Below are 22,802 nucleotides of genomic sequence, written 5' to 3'. Positions count from 1 at the left end.
TTTTATAAAATGATACCTCTATCAGGTATCATTTATTGAAAAAAGTCTATCAGTTAAATAATTCTGCTTTGAAGGTCAACGGGTTTGTTACCCTTTTCTAATAGCCACGTATAGTTATGATTCTGAGCCATCGTACTGGCTACCATAAAGTATTCCATACCGCTTTCTACTGATACTTGATGTGCCGCACTTTGTTTTGCTATCACTACAGGATCATCTAACTGATGGTCGCCTTTTACTTCGACAATTACATAGCTACCATCCTCGCGCTGCATTAGGAAATCAGGATAATAAGTGCGTAAAGTATGAGAATCAGGGTCTATGTATTGGAAAAAGAACTCTGTTTTACTAGGGTGAGTAAACATGCCTGTAAAGTAGATTCCCTTAATTTTATCAGCTTTAAGCAAATCCCAGAAAAACGTATGTTCTGGTTTTGAGTCAAAGGTGTAGGTATCCAGATGAAAGCTTTTATCACGATATATGGGGTCAGCACTCGTATAGTAGTCAGTTCCACCTTTACCTGATTTTATTTCGTAATAATCTTTTTCGCCTACCTTAGGTGCTTTGATTAGATGAACCTCCACCTCTTCCGTACTGATATTTTCCTCTGTGTCATAAAGGTATGTAAAAAGTCTGGGGATAATGACATCATAAAGTAGCTCATTAAACTCATTAACCGCACGCACTAACTTATCTAAGCCTTCCTTAGTATTACTTAAAAGCTCTTCGACTTCTAAAGGACTACGATTGAGATAACGAGAAACCTCGGCTACTAATGTCATAGGTGTGTAGACCGTCTTAATTTTCTCATTGCTACGGTCTCTGGTGGTATTAGTCTTAGGATGAAAATGACCGCGCTCATCCATGCCAGTGCGTTGAGTTTCGATGATTTGATAAGGTTCAGTGAGGGCGGCCCATGCTTGTTTATCATCAGGGTCAATACCTAATGAGCTATTAGGAGGCATAGTTTTTTCATGAAGCGTTACATGGCGCTTTAAGCGTTTAATCGTAAGTTTAGTATCTTTACGCACTCGAACTTGTAAAGGTGGAATCTTCTCCTTATCGCCCAGATCATTAAACTCCGCTACCGTCATACGGAAATTAGCTTGTAGCTCGTTATTTAAAATCTCAAAGTTTTCAGCACTCAAAAATACCGAGCCTGTATATTGAATATCTCCAATAGCTCTTAAACAGCGCATGGTAGCCTGTAACACAAATACTTTAGATTTTGGTGAGCGGTACATCGCTACACCAAACAAAGAGCGACAATTCCAGCCCTCTCGCCCTTTGTTTACCAGTAAAATAAACTGCTTTTGTGTGCCGCCGACCGTATTAGGTTTATCTAAGTTATTGAAGTGACGAATATCATCATTAGTCGTAATCTTATCATCGCCCACGTTGACCAGTATGCGATCAAGCGGAATGTTATGAGCAATTAACTCTTGCTCTAACGCAGGTTTAAGCTCCCCAACTAATTCCTCAATAGACGTAGCAAATAGGGCAAGTTTGGGAATAAGCCCTTCAGGTTGTAAACCACTGACCGCTTCAAGGAAATCCTTGACAACGATTTTAATAAAGTCTTGGGTACGTGTATTACTGTAGGAGTGGAGCTTGGGGAGTTTTAGATACTTTTCATTAATCGCATCACGTAAATTAAACGCATATACCACTTCAGGCAGTACTTCCTTACCGATGTAAGGCGTACCGGTGTAGTTATAACAAGCGACTACGTGAGTACCAGCTTTATTTAAGTTCACCGCTAATTGATCAATGGTAGTGCGTAAGCTAGTCTGCAACTGGGCTTTAGTTATGCCTACACCCATGTCTTTTGCTAAGTTCTGACCAAACGCATGATGCGCCTCATCAACGTAAATACCTAGCTGTGGTAGACGCGAGAGCTTTTCAAAGCGTTGGTTCGTTTTTAACTCTTCTTCAGTCGCTAAATGATCAAAACCATAAAGCTCATCTAATTCATCATAAATAGAGCTAGTATATTTTTTCTCAACCTCTTGAAAGAGACGGCTTGCTGGAGTAGGGGGAGTTTGACCGCGCTTTAAAATGATTTTCTGCGTATTGGATACAACGATATTAAATCGTGAGCCGTCAAACGTGCTTAGCGACGTACCACTCTCGTCTAAAAAATGAAAGCGTAGGTGTGAGGCAAATAAATCAGCGTATTCCTTAGGTACTACTTTACTAACATCAAAGTCTTCAATCTCTCGTAAAGATTGTAAAACCGTTTTATCAGGTGCGAAGATTAAAGCGTTATGGCAATAATGCTTATCTTTAGGATATTTATTAGCTAGTAGAAACTCATAGAAAATACAAGTAGCCATGAGTAGGGTTTTACCCGTGCCCATTGTTAAGGCGAAAATATAGTTGGCATAAGGGCGACTGTGTTGCTTCATTTGGCGCAATAAAGCTTCATAGTTTTGTAATTCTATTTCGTCACCTAGCTCTAAGGTAGCCTGAGGTGTGCCTGTATTAAAACCGCCTTTAATACGACCTTCAAATTTGCCTTTTTGGTTATACCAGTCCTCAAAGATCTTTTCGATTTTTTGATTGTCTAAAAACTCCTTGAGAAAAATATACATCTCAAGTGCTTCAAATTGAGGTCGCCTTAAAAAAGCATCTGATCTAGTACGGGGGTCGTTATAGTCTAAGTACTTTTTACTTAGATCTTTATAGTGTTCGCGAGGATTATTTTTTTTAGAGCCACGCTTAGCTTCCTCATAGAATTTCCAGAGTAGGTTAAAAAAGGCGAACTCTAGGGTAACATTAGTCTTAGCAGGCTTTTTAGCCATTGATTTCACCCTCCCACGATTCAGAGAGTAAATCAGTAATTTTTACCCGTATCGTGCCTGCGTCTTCAGGGATAGGATAGCAACCTAGAACTAACTCATTTTTACTAGGAATATCCGTGACGCTAGGTTGGAACAGTACCCCATCATAGTTCCAATCCACCATAATGCTTTCGACCATCTCGCGCCAATCACTCACTGATTCTTTAGTTTGTGAGAGCTTTTGGAGGAGGTTCATGGGGTAGAACTGCTTAATGATGAGGTTTTGGTTTTCAATAACCAGCTTAGCTTCAGAGTCGCGTTTAAATTGTAAGTCAGTCTTATCGCGGAGAATATCGACTATTTCTACGTCAATTTTATAGCCAATCGCTTGTTTTAATGCAGCGGCTAAGTCGGGTTCGTGCCCCATACAGACCAGTAGCATCTTTTCGACCGCACGGTTAGGGGAATCTTTGCTGCGTTCTTCATAGGCTTTGTAGTCTACGCCTGCGACCAGTTCGTTAAGGTCAGCACGGGTAGCGATACGGTTGATAGGCATGATTTTTACCATGCGACCGTCTTTTTCGCCGTCGTAGATGCTATTTGGGATGCGTTGAATACCTAATGCTTCGATGAGTAGGTCTTTAGCTTGCACAGGGTTACGGAAAACGTCGTAATGGTTGACGTTGTAGACCTCAAAGCCCGTGTAGTAGGTGGTAGGAGTGGTTTCGCTCTCGTTGTTCTCTTCACTGATAGGCAAATCAGATTGTACGTTTTCTAGTTTAGCTTCTAGTTCTTGAGCGACTTTGATGAGGCGCTTGGTAGTAGTTTGAATAGCGCCTAGGTTAATGTCCGCACCTATAAAGCGGCGACCTAGTTTCATGGCGACGGCTTGGGTAGTGCCTGAACCCATGAAGCAGTCGAATATTAGGTTGTTGGAATTTGAAGAAGCTTTAATAATTTTTTCAATAAGTTCTTCTGGTTTTTGTGTAGGATATGCTTGTCTTTCTTTAGCAGCTTGATTAACAGGATTAATAGTCCACCAATCTAAGGGAAGACTACCTTCTTTTAAATAATGCCGAAAAACCAACTCAGGATTGGTTTTTTCCCACTCAGGATTTACATCTCTATGCCATTGTATAGGGCTACCAGTAATATTCTTACCAAAAAGTCTATATTTTCCTTTCTCATCAGAGTATTTATATTTTTTAATATTTTCTTCAGTATGATCTCTTAAAACCCTATCATAGTTAAATAGCCACTCATCCGATTTTGAAAAAAATAAAATAGTATCATGTTTGGTGTTCCAGTATTTTTTGCTATTGGCGGCATCAGAATAACACCAGACTATTTCATTTAAGAAGTTTTCTTGACCAAAAGTTTCTTCCATTATACATCTAATATGATGAGATTTAGTTGAGTCGCAATGTAGGTAGATGGATCCTGTTTTGCTGAGCAGCTCTTTAAGCAATATGAGTCTTTCATATAAAAACTGTAAATACTCATCATTTGCCCATATGTCAGTATATTGTTTTTCCTCAAAGATAGAGGCATCATTTTGTATACTATTTCCCCTCAAAGAAATTTTCTTTTTGTAATCAGCCTTAGAGTCAAAGGGTGGGTCAATATAAATAAGGTCTACCTTTCCACGATACTCTTTCAATAAATGAGCCATGACTTGAAGATTATCTCCCCAGAAGATCTTATTCAGCCATCCCTCCACCGCCTGCCCATGTTGCTCCTTCAACTGAGCCGGATAATAAGCCGTAGACGTAAAAGGGCGCTTCCCACGCCAATTCAGCATCGGATAACCCTTAATCGGCTCAAAGGTAAAATGATCCTCATTCGGTTGAGCCGTAGTAGGTAAATCCAGAGCTTTTTGCTGACTCATACATTCAGTTCCTTTGCAAATGTCCAATTCTTACGCCCGCAATAGTGCCGCATATCACACTCTACGCATAGCCGATCAGGGCGGGCACACATACGATAATCTTTATTCTCAATACGGCGTACCACCTGATCAAACTTTTGCACCGTATCTTGAATACTGCGCTCATTTTTATCAAACGATACGTAAGGTGACCCCTCAGTCTCACCCGTATAGTACAAATGCATCCTACTGACCTTTTCACCAGTACGCTGCTCCACCAAATGGGCATACAGCTCTAACTGACGCTGGTACTGATTCACCTGATCACGGTCACGGTGCATATCGGGCTTTTTTTGCGATTTAAAATCAATAATCTCAACCGTACCCTTTTCCCCTCGGATGAGATCAACGCTACCCTTGAGGATATAAGTATCTTTCACTAAAGAAATATCAACCTCCGCCTGTTGAATCCTATCCCAGTGATGCTTCTCACGCTCATAGTAAGACATGACATGGTTCTCAACCGCTTGAAGGGAGCTAGGGGCTAAATACTGGCGCTCACGCTTTGAGAGATAAACGTAGTTAGTATCCAGCCAACGCTTAATCTGCTCAGGCTCAATTAAATGCGTATCACCCCTTAAAGCCGCCTTATGAATATCCTCAATAGTTTGATGAACTAACACACCGAACAACTGAGCACCAATCCGCACAGGGTGAAACGCTAACTCTTTAAAGAAACGATATTGTTCAGGGCAAGCCTCAAATAGCAAAATATGCGAAGTAAAGGCGTATTCCCGTTTAATATTGAGCGTTTTCACCGTCTCAAAGTGAATAAGCTCTGGTTTAAACGTAGGATCACGCCAAGAAATGAGCTGGTTGTAAAGGGGAGCAAAATACTTAGAAGGGCTGCTTCCCTGACCTTTCTTTTTTTCAGCACATAAGACAAGCAGGTTTTGAGCACGTGAAAATGCCGTATAGTACAGACGCCAAAAATCGAAGTTTTTAATATGGTCAAAAGGCTCAAAGGGTTTTTTGGCATAGTAACTATTTTGTAATAACTCATCTAAGTCACTATGACTTTTACGAGGTACGGCTTCTAAACTACAAGTAATGACAACCGGAAACTCTAAACCTTTAGATTGGTGAATCGTAAGAAAAGATACGCAACCCTTAGGCGCATACTCAGTATCATCTTCATACTCACCAATACCTCCATCTTTTAAAAAGCGTAAAAACTGATTAAAAAGGTTTTGAATATTACGGTCTAAGTATTGAGGCGATAAAACGCTAATAAAGTATAAATATTCAAACTTGGCTAATAGGGTAGACAGTTTAGAGAGGTTACGAGCGGCGCGGCCTTTATCAAGCCCACTTAATGCTTCCTCGCTAAAATAGCGGCTAAATAAAGGAAACTGTAATAGTTCATAAAAGAGGTCAGAGAAAGCGTAGTTGGTATTCTCTGAAAGTGTTTTGTGCTTTAGTGCTAGACGGTTACCCCATGTTAGCAAATCGTTATTTTCAGGAAGCCTAAGATGGTTGGCTATTAATGGTTTACATTCTTTATCATAATAATTCCAAATGGGTAAGAATGCATTCTCAGCCCACTGACGAGCTTCTTTAAATTGAGGAAAGAGGAAAATCAGCATCCCTATAACTAACTTAACCTCTTCACGTTCAAAAAACTGATTAGAACGTGGTGAGTAAACGGGAATACCTTTAGCCTCAAGGTAATTACCTAAACCTACGGCGCGGTCATTTTGTACGGAGCGGAAGAGTAAGGCTACCTGATTCCAATCTTCTAACCCCTTAGCTTTCAGTTCAGTAAGAAACTGATAAACCTCCTCGTACCACTCCTCTCTACCTGCTCTACCTAAGCGCAGTACAGTAGGTACATCAGGAAAAGTGTCCTCTCTAGGCTTGATCACTTTATCGTAACGATAAGAGTTTTTACCATCTGACCAAACAATTTCTTGCATCCAAGAGTTATAAAACTCAATGATATTAGGATGTGAGCGGTAGTTAGTAGTAAGACGAATTTGCCTACAAGTGCCTTCAGCAAAATTATTAGGGAATTCTAAAATGTTGCGAATGGTAGCACCACGGAAGCGGTAAAGACCCTGATCATCATCTCCTACTACACATAAGTTCTGCGCAGTCCCCATTAATTGCTTGAGAATGGCTTCTTGTACCGTATTAGTATCTTGGTATTCATCGACCATGATGTACTGCATTTTGGCTTGAAGTTCGTCCAACACCCTCGGTTCTTGCAATAACTTTAAGGTCTCTGCCTGAATAGTAGCAAAGTCTAGTGAGTTGTTTTCTTCTAATAGTTTGTTATACAAGGCTAAACAGTGGCCTAGTACTACCACAGCGGCATCAGGGGCTTGTAGTAGAGTCTCTACAGCTAAAAGCTCCTCATTAGCGGTGTTGATAATTTTGAGTAGTTCAGCCGATTTAGTCCAGTTAGAGTCGTCGACTTTAATTAAGTGACCTAAATTCTCGATTTGATCGAATTTAGACAAGTTACGATAAATAAAAAACTGTTGATCAAATTGATCAAATAAAACAAAGTTACGCTTTAAGCGTGTAAATTCTTGATAGTCTTGCAGTAGTCTTAAACAAATAGAGTGAAAAGTACCTAAGTACATTTCATTCAAATTGACGGGAATATCAAGTTCAGTGAGGCGATTAGAAATACGGGTAGTGAGTTCACGGGCAGCCTTCTCAGTAAAAGTTACTACCATAATAGATTCGGGTAGAACGTCTTGGTTAGTTACTAGATTGACAATACGTTCGACCAGAGTAAAAGTTTTACCCGAACCAGGACCCGCGATAATAAGTACGGGGCCTTCAGTGGTTTCGATAGCTTGCTGTTGTGAGGGATTAGTAGTGCTAACAATTGTTGATAAAGGTTTGTCCATAAAGCTTTAATCCTTAGGTATGACCAAAATTTAAATAATAAAGCATAACGTTTAAGTGTCTAGCTAAAAGTAATCATGTGTTTCTGGAGCAGTCTTAGCTGTCGGGATGCTGCCTTAAGCATACAGGGACGTATTCACAGCGGCTGCGGAGGAAATGCACGATTATTTTGACCCAAATACTTAACGCTAGAGCTACAAGCGTTAAGTCAGTTCAATTTTTGAAAAATTAGTTTATTTTTTGATATAAACCAGAAGAAAAAGAGTTAGAAATAGTAAAAAGGCAAATATTCATCAGTCTTACGCGAGATACCCCATCCTTCAGGGCGGGGAGGGATAGCGCGTCGGCGTTAGCCGACCCTTTTCTCGCTTCTCCAGTTAAGTTCGCTATAGGCTGTTGAAGCTTCACAAATTATAAAATAAAATGTGAGCCATGAAAGCTAAACGCGCCTACAAATTCCGATTCTACCCTGATCAGCAGCAAGAAACACTGCTGGCTCAGACGTTCGGGTGTGTGCGTTTTGTTTATAACAGCATCTTGCGTTACCGCACCGATGCCTACTATCAAGCTCAGGAAAAGGTGGGCTACATAGAGGCTAACGCCCGTTTGACTGCCATTAAAAAACTACCTGAGTTTGCCTTCCTGAACGAAGTCTCCAGTGTTCCACTGCAACAATGCCTGCGTAATCAGCAAGCCGCGTTCAAGAATTTCTTTGAAGGTCGGGCAAAATATCCCGCCTTTAAATCCAAAAAACACCGCCAGTCGGCAGAGTTCACTTATCGCGCATTTACCTTTAAAAACGGTGAATTGAAGCTGGCTAAGTGTGACAAGCCGTTGGCTATTAAGTGGAGTCGTCAACTTCCGTCTGACCCGACCACCGTTACCGTTTCCAAAGACACAGCAGGGCGCTACTTTGTGTCTTGCCTGTGCGAGTTTGAGCCTACATTGCTGCCCATTACCGATAAGAAGGTGGGTATTGACGTAGGAATTAAGAATTTGTTCGTCGCTTCTGACGGTTTCAAGTCCGGCAATCCTCGCCATACCGCTAAATACGCGGCTAAACTTGCAAAATATCAGCGTCGTCTTGCTAAAAAGAAACTCGGCAGTAAGAATCGGCTGAAAGCTAAATGCAAGGTGGCCCGTATTCACGCGAAAATCACCGATAGCCGTTTGGACAACTTACATAAGCTGTCCCGCAGATTAGTTAACGAGAACCAAGTGATCTGTGTTGAAAACCTCGCGGTGAAGAACATGATTAAGAATCCCACATTAGCCAAGCATATTGCCGATGCAAGCTGGGGTGAATTCACCTGCCAGCTTGAATACAAGGCAAACTGGGCAGGAAGGACGTATGTTGAGATTGGACGGTTTTTTCCATCCAGCAAACGCTGTTCCTGTTGCGGGTTCGTCAAGGAAAAACTACCGCTGGACATGCGGTCGTGGGAATGTCCTGAATGTGGCACAACCCATGATCGTGACGTAAACGCAGCGCGTAACATTTTAGCCGTGGGACTCACGGTATTAGCCTTTGGAGAGAATGTTAGTGGCGATGGCATTTCGGTGTTGTCGTCCTGTTCTCGATGAATTAGGAACTCCCTTTCTTTAGGTAGGGGAAGAAGTCAACATGATCTTCAAGCACTAATACTCGCACTGAGACACTCCTAAATAATGGAATAGGCGTCATGCTAACGAAATAGCCGCTGTTCTAATAGAGCTGAGCCATAAAGTTAAATGGGTTTTATAAGTATTAAAGCCTAGGTGTGTTAGCGAGAGGTAACTATTTACGGTTGTAGCACTGTAGCGGCTTGCGTATGATCAGTCATGCACACAGTTAAATACAGTGAGGAGTCATAGCATAATGGAACACTATAATAATATTGTCATTCTGACGGGGGCAGGCATTTCAGCCGAATCAGGGATTAAAACCTTTCGCGCTAGTGATGGTTTATGGGAGGAGCATCGTGTCGAGGATGTCGCTACTCCAGAGGGTTTTAAACGTAATCCTAAATTAGTTCATCAGTTTTATAATCTACGTCGTGCGCAACTCAACTCCGGTACAGTACAGCCCAATAAAGCCCATGAAGCACTCGCCCGTTTAGAACAGGAATTAGGGGGCGAGGTACTGGTTATTACCCAAAATATTGATGACTTACATGAACGAGCGGGCACACAACATTTAATCCATATGCACGGTGAGCTGAACAAAGTGCGGTGTAATAGTTGTGGTACGGTCTTGCGTTGGCACAGTGATTTAGCAGTCGACACCGCTTGTAGTAAGTGCAGTGCCGTAGGTACATTACGTCCGCATGTGGTTTGGTTTGGAGAGTATCCGTTTAGTATGGATAAGATTGAGCAGGCACTACAAGACTGTGATTTATTCATCTCAATTGGAACTTCAGGGCATGTATACCCCGCAGCGGGTTTTGTGCAAGTAGCGCGGGCTGCTGGAGCACATACGGTCGAATTAAACCTAGAACCGTCTTTGGTGCAATCTGATTTTCATGAGTCCTACCAAGGCAAGGCGAGCGAATTAGTCCCGAAATATGTAGATCGTTTATTAAAGGCTTGATGTGCAAGTGGTCAATTCATAAGTACTTGAGCCAAATTAATCGTGTATTTCCTCCGCAGGCGCTGTAGTGTTTTTAGGCTGGTTTAGGCTTAATTTAGGGTCTTAGGATCAATCAAAGGTTTACAGTATAGAGTATCTTCATGATTAACTTTCCTTATGGTGTGAGTAATTTTCAGCGTATTCGTACTTATCCCTATCTTTATTTGGATAGAACCGATTCGATTCATGCCTTGGAAAGTATGGCAGAGCAGTTACTATTTTTACGCCCGCGCCGTTTTGGTAAGTCCTTATTATTATCGACCCTAATGAGCTATTATGATCTTAATCAGATAGATCAATTTGATACTTTATTTGGGGATTTAGCCGTAGGAAAAAACCCAACTCCAGAACGTAATAAGTACATGGTATTGCAATGGGATTTTTCCCAAGTTTCGCCACAAGGGGATATTGAGCAAATCAAGCAAAACTTGTTTGCTCATATCCACGTACAAGCTCAATCTTTTGTAAGGCAATATGCTAATAAGCTTAACGGGGAAATAACGTTTTTCCCAGCTAATGCCTTAGCTACTTTTGAAAGCCTTTGTAATTTGGTTAAAGATAGTGGCTACCAGCTTTATCTATTTATTGATGAATATGATAATTTCGCTAATGAAGTGCTAATGCATAATCAAGGTGATAAAAAACGGTATGCGGCTTTATTAGAAGGCGAAGGTATACTAAAAACCTTATTCAAAATCATTAAAGCAGCGACCTCTCAGAAAAAAATAGCACGAGTCTTTATTACTGGTGTTTCACCCGTGGTTATGAGTGATATGACCAGCGGTTATAATGTGGTAACTAATATTTCTTTGCAGCCCGAATTTAATGGCTTATGTGGTATTACTCAGACTGAGTTGGAAGGTATCACTCAGTCTGTGCTGGTTCATTGCCAACAAGAGCATAAACTGGCGGAAGTGATGGAAACCATGCGCCAATTTTATAATGGCTACTTGTTTGCACCAGAAGCAGATACTAAGTTATATAACCCTATTTTATGCTTTCATTTTTTGCGTCATTATCAAGCTCGCTGTTCAGCTCCACGCGATATGTTGGATGCAAATTTGGCGATGGATGCTGGACGCATTCGTTATATTGCTAATCTACAAGGCGGTCAGAAGGTACTCGATCATATTTTAGATGAGCAAAATGATCTCTCCTTAACACAATTAGCCAGTGACTTTGGAGTGGCGAATTTGCAGCGTGTGCAGCAACATAGTAGCTACATGATTTCATTATTATATTATTTTGGTGTTTTGACCTTAAATGGTTTATCGGGTATGGGAGCATTGCAATTAGTAATACCTAATTTAGCGGTACGCCATTTATACTTAGATGAGTTAAAACGCCAAGCCTTACCGAATATGGCGGATGAAGCTAAAGCGGAACAACTAGCGTTACAATTTTATCAAAGTGGTGATTTACAACCCATTATTAATTTTATGGAGCAAAGGTATTTAAAGGTCTTTAGTAATCGAGATTATCGTTGGAGTAATGAGCTAACCATTAAAACGATGTTTGCAAGCTTATTATTTAATGATATTTATTATACCTTAGACTCAGAGGCAGAGTTAGCGCGTCGCTATACGGATTTAGTCATGATCATGCGCCCGAATATGCGTCAGTTTCCTGATTTGAAAGAGTTTGTCATGGAGTTTAAATTCATTAGTCTGGGAGATTTGGGTTTAAGTGCCGAGGATTTAAAATGTAAAACACCTCAGGAATTGAAATTGCTCCCAGCAGTACAAAAGTTATTAAACGATGCGGTGGAGCAATTGCGTCATTATCGACAAGTATTGGCGGATAAATACCAAGAGCCGCAACGTTTGTTTGCTTTGGCCGTGGTAGCTTTAGGGTTTGAACGTTTGGTTTGGCAAAGGAGTGAATAATGCGTTTGGCGCGAGCAGTCGATAGGGTGATTCAAACCGCGCTGGAGGAGCAGCGTATTGTCGGAACTGTAGTGATGGTTGCACATCGATGTATAACCGTATGTGCTCAAGCTGCTGGTTGGGCTGATCGTGAAGCACCAACGCCGACTTACTTGGATACGATTTTTCGCTGGGCTTCGCTCACTAAACCCGTAGTGTCGGTTGCCGCTATGCGCTTAATGGCTCAAGGTAAACTGCATTTAGATGATGAAGTAACCCGCTATTTACCAGAGTTTCAGCCGCGTCTGGCGGATGGTTCAACACCTACTATCACTATTCGGCAGTTATTAACGCATACAGCAGGCTTAGGTTATCGCTTTATGCAAAAAGAGGGCGATTATCTCACCTATCAAGTGTCGGATGGGCTAGACGATTCAGGGCTAACATTGGCACAAAATATTGCCGCTATTAGTAAAACTCGGTTGTTTTCAGCACCGGGCACTGCATGGCGTTATTCTGTAGCAACAGATGTATTAGGGCTTATTTTAGAGCAAGTGTGTGCTAAGCCTTTGCAAACAGTACTAGCAGAATTAATCACTGAACCCTTAAAAATGGCAGATACCGCCTTTTATATTGCCCCTGATAAGGCTCCTAGAGTGGCAACCGCTTATGCGGACGGTAATCCTACTCCTATTAGAATGGGCGCTGAGCATCGTTTGCCTTTTGCTAATTTAGGGGAAGTTATTTATAGCCCTGCACGCGTGTTTAATCCTAATGCCTTTGCGGGTGGGGGCGGTGGGATGAGTGGTAGTGCCGCTGATTTATTGAAATTGCTAGAAACGGTTAGAAAAGGCGGCGGTGAGTTATTGCCACCGGAGTATGCTCAGGCACTCTTAGACAATCAAATCGGTGATCTGTATGTGAATATGAAGGGAGCGGGCTGGGGCTTTAGTTTTATGGGGGCGGTAGTCACTGATCCTACTCAAGCTAATACCACACTCTCACAAGGTAGCGTGCGCTGGGGTGGGGTGTATGGCAATGCTTGGTTTATTGATCCCGCACGTGAATTAAGTGTGGTAGCACTGACTAATACCTCAGTCGAGGGTACTTCGGGCTTGTTTCCCCAGCAATTAACCGATGCGATTACGGGAGTGCTGGATTGAGTATTCAGCAGTTGCGCATTGAGCATTTCATTGCTGGATTGGTGGCGGTATTAGTGGGGTATGCTAGCTCTGCTGCCATTGTGTTTCAGGCGGCTCATGCAGCAGGTGCGACTCAAGCGCAAATGAGTTCATGGCTATGGGCATTAGGCTTGGGCATGGGGCTAACCTCGATAGGGTTGTCACTTTATTATCGCGCCCCAGTCCTCACTGCGTGGTCGACTCCGGGGGCTGCTTTATTAGCGACGAGTTTAACGGGGGTTTCACTCAGTGATGCGACGGGTGCTTTTTTGGTATCGGCACTACTCATTATTATCAGCGGTGTGACGGGTTGGTTTGAGCGCATTATGACGCGCATTCCCCTAGCTTTGGCTTCTGCTTTATTAGCAGGAGTATTAGTGCGGTTTGGACTGGATACTTTTATCTCTTTGCAGGCTCAACCCCTGTTAGTGGGTATGATGGTACTGACGTATTTAGTAGCGAAGCGTTGGTTGCCGCGCTATGCGGTAGTGTTGGTATTAGGGGTAGGTATAGCACTCGCTTACAGTTTGGGCTTATTGCATTGGGAGCAAATACCCTTAGTCTGGACAACTCCGGTATGGGTGACACCGACTTGGAATCTTGCCGTTATTTTAAGTGTAGGGATTCCGCTATTTATTGTGACTATGACTTCGCAGAATATTCCGGGTATTGCAGCTATTCGTGCCTCAGGCTATACCACGCCGATTTCGCCTACTCTGACTTGGACAGGACTGGCGACTTTAGTGCTAGCACCTTTTGGGGGTTATGCCTTAAATCTAGCCGCGATTACGGCGGCCATTTGTATGAGCAAAGAAGCGGGAGAAGATCCTCAAGCGCGTTATTGGTCAGCCGTTATTGCGGGAATTTTATACTGTATCACGGGTTTACTGGGGGCAACGGTCGTAGCGTTATTGCTGGCTTTTCCTAAAGAGCTGATTATAGCAGTGGCTGGTTTAGCGTTATTGGGTACTATTGGTAATAGCTTAATGGTAGCGATGAAAGAAGATAGCTATCGTGAGCCAGCGCTGATTACCTTTTTAGTTACCGCATCTGGCATCAGTTTAGGGGGCATTGGTTCAGCATTCTGGGCTTTAGTAGCGGGCGTGTTGGCTTTAGTGATTGCTAAGTGGCTACCCTTAAAGCGTTAATAATTAGAGGCTGTGGTGGGAACTAATAGACTGGAAGCGAGTCCAAGCGTTACATTATTGCTTTCTAACCTTCTTGATGAGTGATACTCCGGTGTACTTTTTAGCTTAACTTAATAAAACACAAGGATTGAAGAGTGGAAACCCTAGCCGCTAAGCTAGTGGCTTTTTTCATGAATTGCTGTTGAATAATGTATTTTCAGTGCGCTAAGGATTACCACTTTACCTCAATATAGTCTACAATCAGCACCCTTGCCGTAAGTGCAGTTTTTTTAATTGGCGCTTTACCTTTGGCAATACGCCTAAACGGGAAAGTTGAAGTTTGGGCTATGAGTGGGTGAAACCACTTTCCGCAGCGCATTAACCAACACATTCTGCCTGCTGGCTAATGAATTTAAACTAGAGAATAGATATGACAGACCTCTCGCTTTATCGCAACATCGGTATTTTCGCCCACGTCGACGCGGGCAAAACCACAACAACTGAACGTATTCTGAAACTCACCGGTAAAATCCATAAACTCGGTGAAGTGCATGATGGTGAATCTACCATGGACTTCATGGAGCAAGAAGCAGAGCGCGGGATTACTATTCAATCCGCTGCGACGACTTGCCATTGGAAAGGTCATCGTTTTAACGTGATCGATACGCCCGGACACGTTGACTTCACTATCGAAGTGTATCGTTCATTAAAAGTACTTGACGGTGGTATCGGTGTATTCTGCGGTTCTGGCGGTGTTGAGCCACAATCAGAAACTAACTGGCGCTATGCGAACGACTCTAAAGTATCACGTTTGATTTATGTGAATAAATTAGACCGTATTGGTGCAGACTTCTATCGCGTCGTCAAACAAGTAGAAGAAGTACTGGCTGCTAAGCCATTAGTTATGACTTTACCGATTGGTACAGAAGATACTTTCGTTGGTGTAGTAGACGTTCTAACCGAAAAAGCTTGGGTGTGGGACGACTCTGGCGACCCTATGAACTACACGATTCAAGATGTACCTGCCGATATGGTGAAGTTACTTCAAGAGTGGCGTGAAAAGCTCATTGAAACGGCTGTTGAGCAAGACGATGAGCTGATGGAAGCCTATTTGAATGGTGAAACCCCTTCAGTAGAAGACCTAAAACGTTGTATCCGCAAAGGTACGATTGCAATGGACTTCTTCCCCACGTATGCGGGTTCTTCTTTCAAAAATAAGGGCGTGCAATTAGTGCTGGATGGGGTAGTCGATTACTTACCTAATCCAACCGAAGTTAATCCACAGCCTGAAACCGATGAAGACGGTAACGAAACGGGTAAATTTGCGATTGTTGATCCTGATGGTCCTTTCCGTGCTCTCGTATTCAAAATCATGGATGACCGTTTTGGAGCGTTGAACTTTATTCGTATTTACTCTGGTCGTATCAAAAAAGGCGATACCGTTTTAAATACGTTTACAGGTAAAACAGATCGCGTGGGTCGTATGGTGGAGATGCACGCGAATGACCGTAATGAAATTGAATCGGCTCAAGCAGGCGACATCATTGCACTGATCGGTTTGAAAAACGTGCAAACCGGCCATACTCTAGCAGATCCTGATAATCCAGCGACCCTAGAGCCAATGGTATTTCCTGATCCTGTTATCTCGATTGCGATTGCACCGAAAAACAAGGGTGCTTCCGAGAAATTGGGCGTGGCTTTAGGCAAAATGGTTCAGGAAGATCCGTCGTTCCGTGTTGAAACGGATGAGGACAGTGGCGAAACCATCATTAAAGGGATGGGCGAGTTACACTTAGATATTAAAGTAGACATCTTACGTCGTACTCACGGGGTAGAGGTTGAAGTAGGTAAACCACAAGTCGCTTACCGCGAAACCATTACTCAGGCAGTAGAAGATAGCTACACCCACAAAAAGCAATCGGGTGGTTCAGGTCAATACGGTAGGATCGATTACACAATTGAGCCTAATGAGCCAGGGGCTGGTTTTGCGTTTGAATCAGTGGTAACAGGTGGTAACGTACCGCGTGAATACTGGCCAGCCGTGCAAAAAGGTTTTGAATCTAGCATGGATAAGGGTGTATTAGCCGGTTATCCTTGCTTAGACGTAAAAGTGACACTGCGTGATGGTGCTTACCATGCGGTTGACTCGTCTGCTTTAGCGTTTGAAATCGCAGCTAAAGGTGCTTATCGTCAATCGATTCCTAAAGCGGGTCCACAAATTCTGGAACCGATTATGAAAGTTGACGTATTTACCCCAGCCGATCATGTGGGTGACGTTATCGGTGACTTAAACCGTCGTCGCGCAATGATTAAATCACAAGAGCCGGGTGCTACAGGTGTACGTGTGAAAGCGGAAGCATCACTGTCTGAAATGTTTGGTTACATTGGTGACTTACGTACTATGACTTCAGGTCGTGGTCAGTTCTCAATGGAATTCTCTCATTACGCACCTTGCCCACGTAATGTGGCTGAGACCGTCATTAAAGAAGCTGCTGAGCGCCGTAAAGCTGCTGAAGCCGCTAAGTAAGTTTTAATCACTTTTTAATGAGTGACTTAGGCTAATAAAGCCACCTAGCATTCTGTTAGGTGGCTTTTTTTATGGTACACTTGCAACCCGTTTTAAGCGCCTTTTGAGGCGTGTGCTTTTTTTACAAATTGGAATCTGATCATGCACCCCATGCTCTATACTGCGATTAAAGCTGCTCGTGAAGCAGGCGAGTTAATTAGTCGTTATGCGACCAAAGTCGATCAACTCAAGATTGAGCAAAAAGACCCCAATGATTTTGTGAGCGAAATTGATCGTCAAGCGGAGCGTACTATTGTCAGTATTTTGCGCCGTGCCTATCCCGAACATAGCATTATGGGCGAAGAGTTTGGACGCCAAGGGCAAGGTGAGTCGGATTATGAGTGGATTATTGACCCTCTGGATGGCACAACCAACTATTTACGCGGTTTAGGGCATTGTGCGGTGTCTATTGCTTTAAAAACCAAAGGGCGTATTACTCAAGGCGTGGTATTTGATCCGATTCGGGATGAGCTATTTTCAGCTTCACGCGGTGATGGCGCAACCCTCAATAATCGACGTATTCGTGTCTCTAATTTAACCACTATGCAAGGCGCTTTATTAGCCACAGGCATTCCGTTTCGCGCCGGACAAAATTTAGAGCTATATTTAGAAACGATGAAAGCGCTAGTACCCAATACGGCGGGAGTGCGTCGTGCAGGCTCTGCGGCTCTGGATTTAGCTTATGTTGCCTGTGGACGTTATGATGGTTTTTGGGAATTTAATCTGCATGAGTGGGATATGGCGGCGGGTGTGCTCTTGATTCAAGAAGCGGGTGGCTTAGTCGGTGATTTACAAGGCGGTACTAGCCATTTAAATACGGGCAATGTACTAGCGGCTAATCCAAAAGTGTTTAAAGAAATGGTGCAGCGTTTACATCCCGTGCTGAGTTAGTGCTCATTTTTGGGGGTTGGTTATGTTACTGAGAGTGTTATGGTTCGTGGGGCTAGCATGGCTTTTAAGTGCCTGTGATCAGCCTACCTCATCTGTACCAAAATCTGAGTCGACTACTGAGACATCAGTAGTGACAGAGGCTCAACCTCCTATTACTAAGCCGATTCGGCTGCCGTCGTTGACTATGCCCCCTTATACTTTAAAGGAGGATAACGCCACTCCTTTACCCGGCTTGGGTGAGCCTGCGGAGGAGTTTGCTGACCTAAGGCTGCATTATTATGCCACTACTCCGGTGTCTTATACCAATATTGCGATTGAATACGGTGAACTGCACTATACCTTTTTCCCTGATATACAAGGCAAATGCTTAGAGTGGAAAAAAGCCGAGCCTTGTTGGACTAAAAATGATTTAGAGACCTTGGGTAAAGTATTGACGCAAGATGATTTAGATAATCTCACCGCGATTGTGGTGGAAAATAAGCTACTAGACTTAGATCGGGATGAGTACGGTGCGGATCAAAAGCGCCGCAAGGATAGCGAGTCTTATACGATTTTTCTGGATCAAACCGAGCGCAATATTATTTATTATCCCGCTCCTTTAGCAGACCCTAAGCCTGAAGGATTAGCCCGACTAGAAACGGCTTTAATTCAATATGCCCGTGATCTAGAGGCCGAGACTTATTATCCTGTCACCGAGCCAATACCTAATCAGCCCGGTGCAGAGTAATAAAAGTAGTCAATGACTTTACCTATAGGCAAGTCTTATAATGATGGGTTAATAGTAGTTACCTTTACTCCGTCATTAGGGCTTTACTATGGCAGCCAATCAAACCCCTGAACAACAAGCGCGTGATCGCATTGATGCTATGCTGCTCGCAGCGGGCTGGCTAGTGCAAACCCAAAAACAGCTTAATCTCCAAGCAGGTCTAGGCGTTGCGGTCACTGAGGTGCAAACTGATGCAGGTATCGCGGATTATGTGTTATTTATCAACGCTAAACCCGTGGGTGTGATTGAAGCGAAACGCGAGGAGGAAGGTCAACACCTCACTCAAGTAGAGGAGCAAAGTGCCAGTTATGCCCAAGGCACAATCAAACACCTCAAACATCAGTCTTTGCCCTTTGTGTATGAAAGCACGGGGGCTTTAACCCGCTTTACCGATTATCGTGATCCTAAACCGCGTTCGCGTCCGGTGTTTCATTTTCATCGCCCTGACACTTTAGCGGAGTGGTTAGGGCAAGCGAGTACTTTACGCAAACGCTTACAGCATATACCCGCTTTAAGTCCTGAAAACTTACGCCCCGCCCAATTACGGGCGATTGTGAATGTAGAGCAATCGTTTAAAGAAAATCGTCCGCGTGCTTTGATTCAAATGGCAACGGGGGCGGGGAAAACCTTTACCGCTTGCACCTTTGTATATCGCTTATTGCGTTATGCCGATGCTAAACGGGTGTTATTTTTAGTCGATACCAAAAACTTAGGCGAACAAGCCGAGCAAGAATTTTTAAAATTTCAGCCCAATGACGATAATCGTAAATTTACTGAGCTGTATAATGTGCAGCGTTTACGTTCTAGCTATATTGCATCCGATAGTCAGGTATGTATTTCGACTATTCAACGTTTGTACTCGATTCTCAAGGGGGAGGAATTAGATGAAGCGCTAGAGCAAGATAATCCTCATGAAGCCTCGACCGCATGGCAAAAACAAGCGCCTTTACCCCTTGAGTACACGCCGAAAAATCCGATTGAGCAGTTTGATTTTATTATTATTGATGAATGCCACCGCTCGATTTATAACCTGTGGCGGCAGGTGTTGGAATATTACGATGCGTTTCTGATTGGTTTAACCGCGACACCGGATCAACGTACTTTTGGTTTTTTTAATCAGAATGTGGTGAGTGAATATTCGTTTGAGGAATCGGTGGCGGATGGGGTGAATGTACCCTATGACGTGTTTTTGATTGAAACCGAGATTACCCAACAAGGGGCAACACTCAAAGCCAACCAATTGATTGAGAAGCGTGAGAAATTATCGCGTAAAAAACGTTGGGAACATTTAGACGATGAGTTGAATTATAAGCCGTCTGCTTTGGATAAAGAGGTGGTGAATCCGAGTACGATTCGCGCCATTATTCAGACGGTTAAACGTAGCCTACCGCAGATTTTCCCTGATCGGTTTGATGCTAAGGGTGAGTTTGAAGTACCCAAAACGCTGATTTTTGCTAAGACGGATAGTCATGCCAATGACATTATTGACCTCGTGCGTGAAGAGTTTGCCGAGGGTAATGATTTTTGCAAAAAGATTACCTATCAGGCGGAGGAAGACCCTAAGTCGGTGTTAAATCGCTTTCGTAATTCGTGGAATCCGCGTATGGCGGTGACGGTAGATATGATTGCGACGGGTACGGATGTGAAGCCTTTGGAAGTATTGCTGTTTATGCGCGATGTGAAAAGTAGTAACTACTTTGAGCAAATGAAAGGGCGTGGTACGCGGTCGATTAGCTTTGATGATTTACAAAAGGTGAGCCAAACCGCTAAGCATACTAAAACCCATTTTGTGATTATGGATGCGGTGGGGGCGACTAAATCGCGTAAAACCGCTTCGCGCTCGCTGGAACGTAAGCCGACTACGCCGTTAAAAGATTTACTAACCGCCGTAGCGTTTGGCAATACCGAGGAAGATTTATTAACGACCTTGGCGAATCGTTTGATGCGGTTAAATCGGCAATTGCAGGCGGATGAGCACGCGCAAGTGGTCGAGTTAAGCGCGGGGCAGTCGCTAACGCAACTGATTAAGCAGCTCTTGAATGCGTATGACCCTGATGTGTTGGAGGCGCGGACGCAAGCGATCTTAGCCCAGTTGCCCACAGCGGATGGAGTCGAGGCGGATGCTAAAGCGCAAGCTCAAGAGGCATTGGCTCAGGAGGCCGTGCAGCCGTTTAATGCGCAGTTGAATACCTTTTTGGTGCAGGTGCAACAGGTGCATGAGCAGGTGATCGATAGGGTGAATCAGGACACGGTGACCTTTGCGAATTGGGATAAGACTAAGACGGATAATGCAAGACAGGTGGTGCAGGCATTTGAGGCGTTTTTGTTGGCGCATCGGGATGAAATTACTGCGTTGCAGATTTTTTATAATCAACCGTATCGGCGGCGGGAAGTGACGTTTGCTATGGTGAAGGTGTTATTGGCGTTGTTGAAACGGGAGAAGCCTTTGTTGTCGCCGCATTATGTGTGGGAGGCATATGTGCAGTTGGATCAGGTGCAGGTGGCAACGCCGGAGCAGGAGTTGGTGGCGCTGGTGTCGTTGTTGCGTCGCGTGACGGGTTTGGATGGGGTGTTGATGCCGTTTGGTGAGCAGGTGAATCGGAATTTTCAGCGTTGGATTTTGCAGCAGAATGCCGGTCAGCATAATAAGTTTAGTGTGGAGCAGGTGGAGTGGTTGCGGATGTTGCGGGATCATGTGGCGAGTAGTTTTCATGTGGAGGTGGATGACTTAGACTACACGCCGTTTGATGGTTTGGGGGGGCGGGGTAGGATGTATCAGTTGTTTGGTGAGGAGATGGTGGCAGTGATGGATGAGTTAAATGAGGTATTGGTGGCTTGATGCGAGCAGATTGGGTTGAGGTTGAATTAGGGAATATAGCCGAGATTATTAGCGGTAAAAATCAAAAAGATGTTATAGATGAAAAAGGTAAATATCCCATCTATGGTAGTGCTGGAGTTTGTGGCTATGCTACTGATTATTTATGTGAGGCTGGTACAACCATAATAGGTAGAAAAGGTACAATTAATAAGCCAATTTTTACAAAAGAGAAATTTTGGAATATTGATACGGCATTTGGTATTTGGACTGGGGGTGAAATAGATAAAAAGTACCTGTACTATTTTTGCTGTGGATTCGATTTTAATAAGTTAGATAAAAGTACGACAATTCCAAGTTTAGCCAAACGGGATTTATTAAAAATACAATTTCCTGTTTGCCCACTTCCCGAACAACGCGCCATTGTTGCTAAAATCGATGAGCTTTTTAGCGAGCTAGATAATGGCATTGCTAATTTAAAAGCGGCTCAAGCTAAATTGGATATTTATCGTCAAGCGGTGTTGAAGCAGGCGTTTGAAGGGGAATTAACGCGGGAGTGGAGGGAGAGGCAGACGGATTTGCCGAGTGGTGAGCTGCTTCTAAATGAAATAAATAAACTTCACATAATTTTAGAAAGCTCAAAGAAAAAAATTAAAACAAAAGTAATAGGTACACCAAAAAAAGATGATGTCCCTCATTCTATTCCTGAAAAATGGTTATGGTGTTATCTTGGAGAGGTTACTTGGTTCATCAATGGCGATCGAGGAAAAAACTATCCAAATGTAAATGAGTATGTCAGTGAAGGAATTCCTTGGATTAATACAGGGCATATCAGACCGGACGGAGGATTACATGAACGTAAGATGCACTATATCACTCAGGAGAAGTTTGACAGTTTAAGGTCTGGTAAAATACAAGAAGGCGATTTAATTTATTGTTTGCGTGGCGCTACTTTTGGAAAAACGGCTTTTGTAAAACCTTTTCATCAAGGGGCAATTGCTTCATCTTTAATGATTATTCGGTCTACTGAGAAGATTAATAAAAAATATCTCTACTTTTATTTAACAAGTACTGAAGGTAAGCAACAGTTATTACGTTTTGATAATGGTTCAGCTCAGCCTAATTTGTCGGCTGAAACAGTTAGAAAATATGTCTTTCCCTTACCTTCCCTCGAAGAACAAACCCAAATCGTGCAAGAAATCGAAGCACGTTTATCTGTTTGCGACAAACTCGCCGAAACCATCCAAACCAGCCTACAACAAGCCGAAGCCCTACGCCAAAGCATCCTCAAAAAAGCCTTTGAAGGACGCCTACTCACCGAAACCGAACTACAAACCTGCAAAGCCCAAGCCGACTGGATGCCAGCGGAGCAACTCCTAGCTCAAATTAAAAGCACTAAAGCAAAGGGATAAAC

At 43.2% G+C, this 22,802-nt stretch carries 13 protein-coding genes; 10 read left to right on the top strand and 3 right to left on the bottom strand.

Annotated elements, in window-relative coordinates:
* Positions 1 to 53: 53 nt before the first annotated feature.
* From IPL34_RS16165 to IPL34_RS16155, 3 genes are read right to left on the bottom strand one after another with little or no spacing between them, the layout of a single operon-like run.
* The gene (locus tag IPL34_RS16165; RefSeq protein WP_296842492.1) at positions 54 to 2,804 is read right to left on the bottom strand and encodes a TnsA endonuclease N-terminal domain-containing protein; all 2,751 of its coding nucleotides are present in this window, start codon (positions 2,802 to 2,804) and stop codon (positions 54 to 56) included.
* On the bottom strand, positions 2,797 to 4,671 hold the full coding sequence (locus IPL34_RS16160) for a site-specific DNA-methyltransferase (RefSeq protein WP_296842491.1): 1,875 nt from the start codon (positions 4,669 to 4,671) through the stop codon (positions 2,797 to 2,799). The genes IPL34_RS16165 and IPL34_RS16160 overlap by 8 nt, the downstream gene beginning before the upstream one ends.
* Entirely contained in the window at positions 4,668 to 7,571 is a 2,904-nt protein-coding gene (locus IPL34_RS16155; protein WP_296842489.1) for an ATP-dependent DNA helicase, read from the bottom strand. The genes IPL34_RS16160 and IPL34_RS16155 overlap by 4 nt, the downstream gene beginning before the upstream one ends.
* 430 nt (positions 7,572 to 8,001) lie before the next feature.
* On the opposite strand from IPL34_RS16155, the gene IPL34_RS16150 reads away from it, so the two are divergent.
* The 10 genes from IPL34_RS16150 to IPL34_RS16105 all read left to right on the top strand — a co-directional run bounded on the left by IPL34_RS16150 (position 8,002) and on the right by IPL34_RS16105 (position 22,800).
* Positions 8,002 to 9,153, top strand: a complete 1,152-nt coding sequence (locus IPL34_RS16150; RefSeq protein ID WP_296842488.1) for an RNA-guided endonuclease TnpB family protein — start codon at positions 8,002 to 8,004, stop codon at positions 9,151 to 9,153.
* Between the two features lie 274 nt (positions 9,154 to 9,427).
* On the top strand, positions 9,428 to 10,138 hold the full coding sequence (gene cobB / locus IPL34_RS16145; RefSeq protein ID WP_296842487.1) for a Sir2 family NAD+-dependent deacetylase: 711 nt from the start codon (positions 9,428 to 9,430) through the stop codon (positions 10,136 to 10,138).
* A gap of 140 nt (positions 10,139 to 10,278) precedes the next feature.
* A complete protein-coding gene (locus tag IPL34_RS16140; RefSeq protein WP_296842486.1) occupies positions 10,279 to 12,063 on the top strand; it encodes an AAA family ATPase in 1,785 nt (594 codons plus the stop codon).
* A complete protein-coding gene (locus IPL34_RS16135; RefSeq protein ID WP_296842484.1) occupies positions 12,063 to 13,205 on the top strand; it encodes a serine hydrolase in 1,143 nt (380 codons plus the stop codon). The genes IPL34_RS16140 and IPL34_RS16135 overlap by 1 nt, the downstream gene beginning before the upstream one ends.
* Entirely contained in the window at positions 13,202 to 14,371 is a 1,170-nt protein-coding gene (locus IPL34_RS16130) for a benzoate/H(+) symporter BenE family transporter (RefSeq protein WP_296842483.1), read from the top strand. The genes IPL34_RS16135 and IPL34_RS16130 overlap by 4 nt, the downstream gene beginning before the upstream one ends.
* 409 nt (positions 14,372 to 14,780) lie before the next feature.
* On the top strand, positions 14,781 to 16,877 hold the full coding sequence (gene fusA, locus IPL34_RS16125; protein WP_296842482.1) for an elongation factor G: 2,097 nt from the start codon (positions 14,781 to 14,783) through the stop codon (positions 16,875 to 16,877).
* Between the two features lie 141 nt (positions 16,878 to 17,018).
* Positions 17,019 to 17,807, top strand: a complete 789-nt coding sequence (locus IPL34_RS16120; protein ID WP_296842480.1) for an inositol monophosphatase family protein — start codon at positions 17,019 to 17,021, stop codon at positions 17,805 to 17,807.
* 22 nt (positions 17,808 to 17,829) lie between these two features.
* The gene (locus IPL34_RS16115; RefSeq protein WP_296842478.1) at positions 17,830 to 18,534 is read left to right on the top strand and encodes a hypothetical protein; all 705 of its coding nucleotides are present in this window, start codon (positions 17,830 to 17,832) and stop codon (positions 18,532 to 18,534) included.
* Positions 18,535 to 18,622: 88 nt separating this feature from the next.
* Positions 18,623 to 21,412 (top strand): DEAD/DEAH box helicase family protein, encoded by a 2,790-nt coding sequence (locus IPL34_RS16110; protein ID WP_296842477.1) that lies wholly within the window; start codon positions 18,623 to 18,625, stop codon positions 21,410 to 21,412.
* Positions 21,412 to 22,800: a restriction endonuclease subunit S gene (locus tag IPL34_RS16105; RefSeq protein ID WP_296842476.1), complete on the top strand. Its 1,389-nt coding sequence runs from the start codon at positions 21,412 to 21,414 to the stop codon at positions 22,798 to 22,800. Before IPL34_RS16110 ends, IPL34_RS16105 begins: the two co-directional genes overlap by 1 nt.
* The last annotated feature ends 2 nt before the right edge of the window (positions 22,801 to 22,802 follow it).

Source organism: Thiofilum sp., assembly GCF_016711335.1.
Taxonomy (GTDB): domain Bacteria; phylum Pseudomonadota; class Gammaproteobacteria; order Thiotrichales; family Thiotrichaceae; genus Thiofilum.
This window is presented reverse-complemented; position numbering and strand designations above follow the sequence as displayed.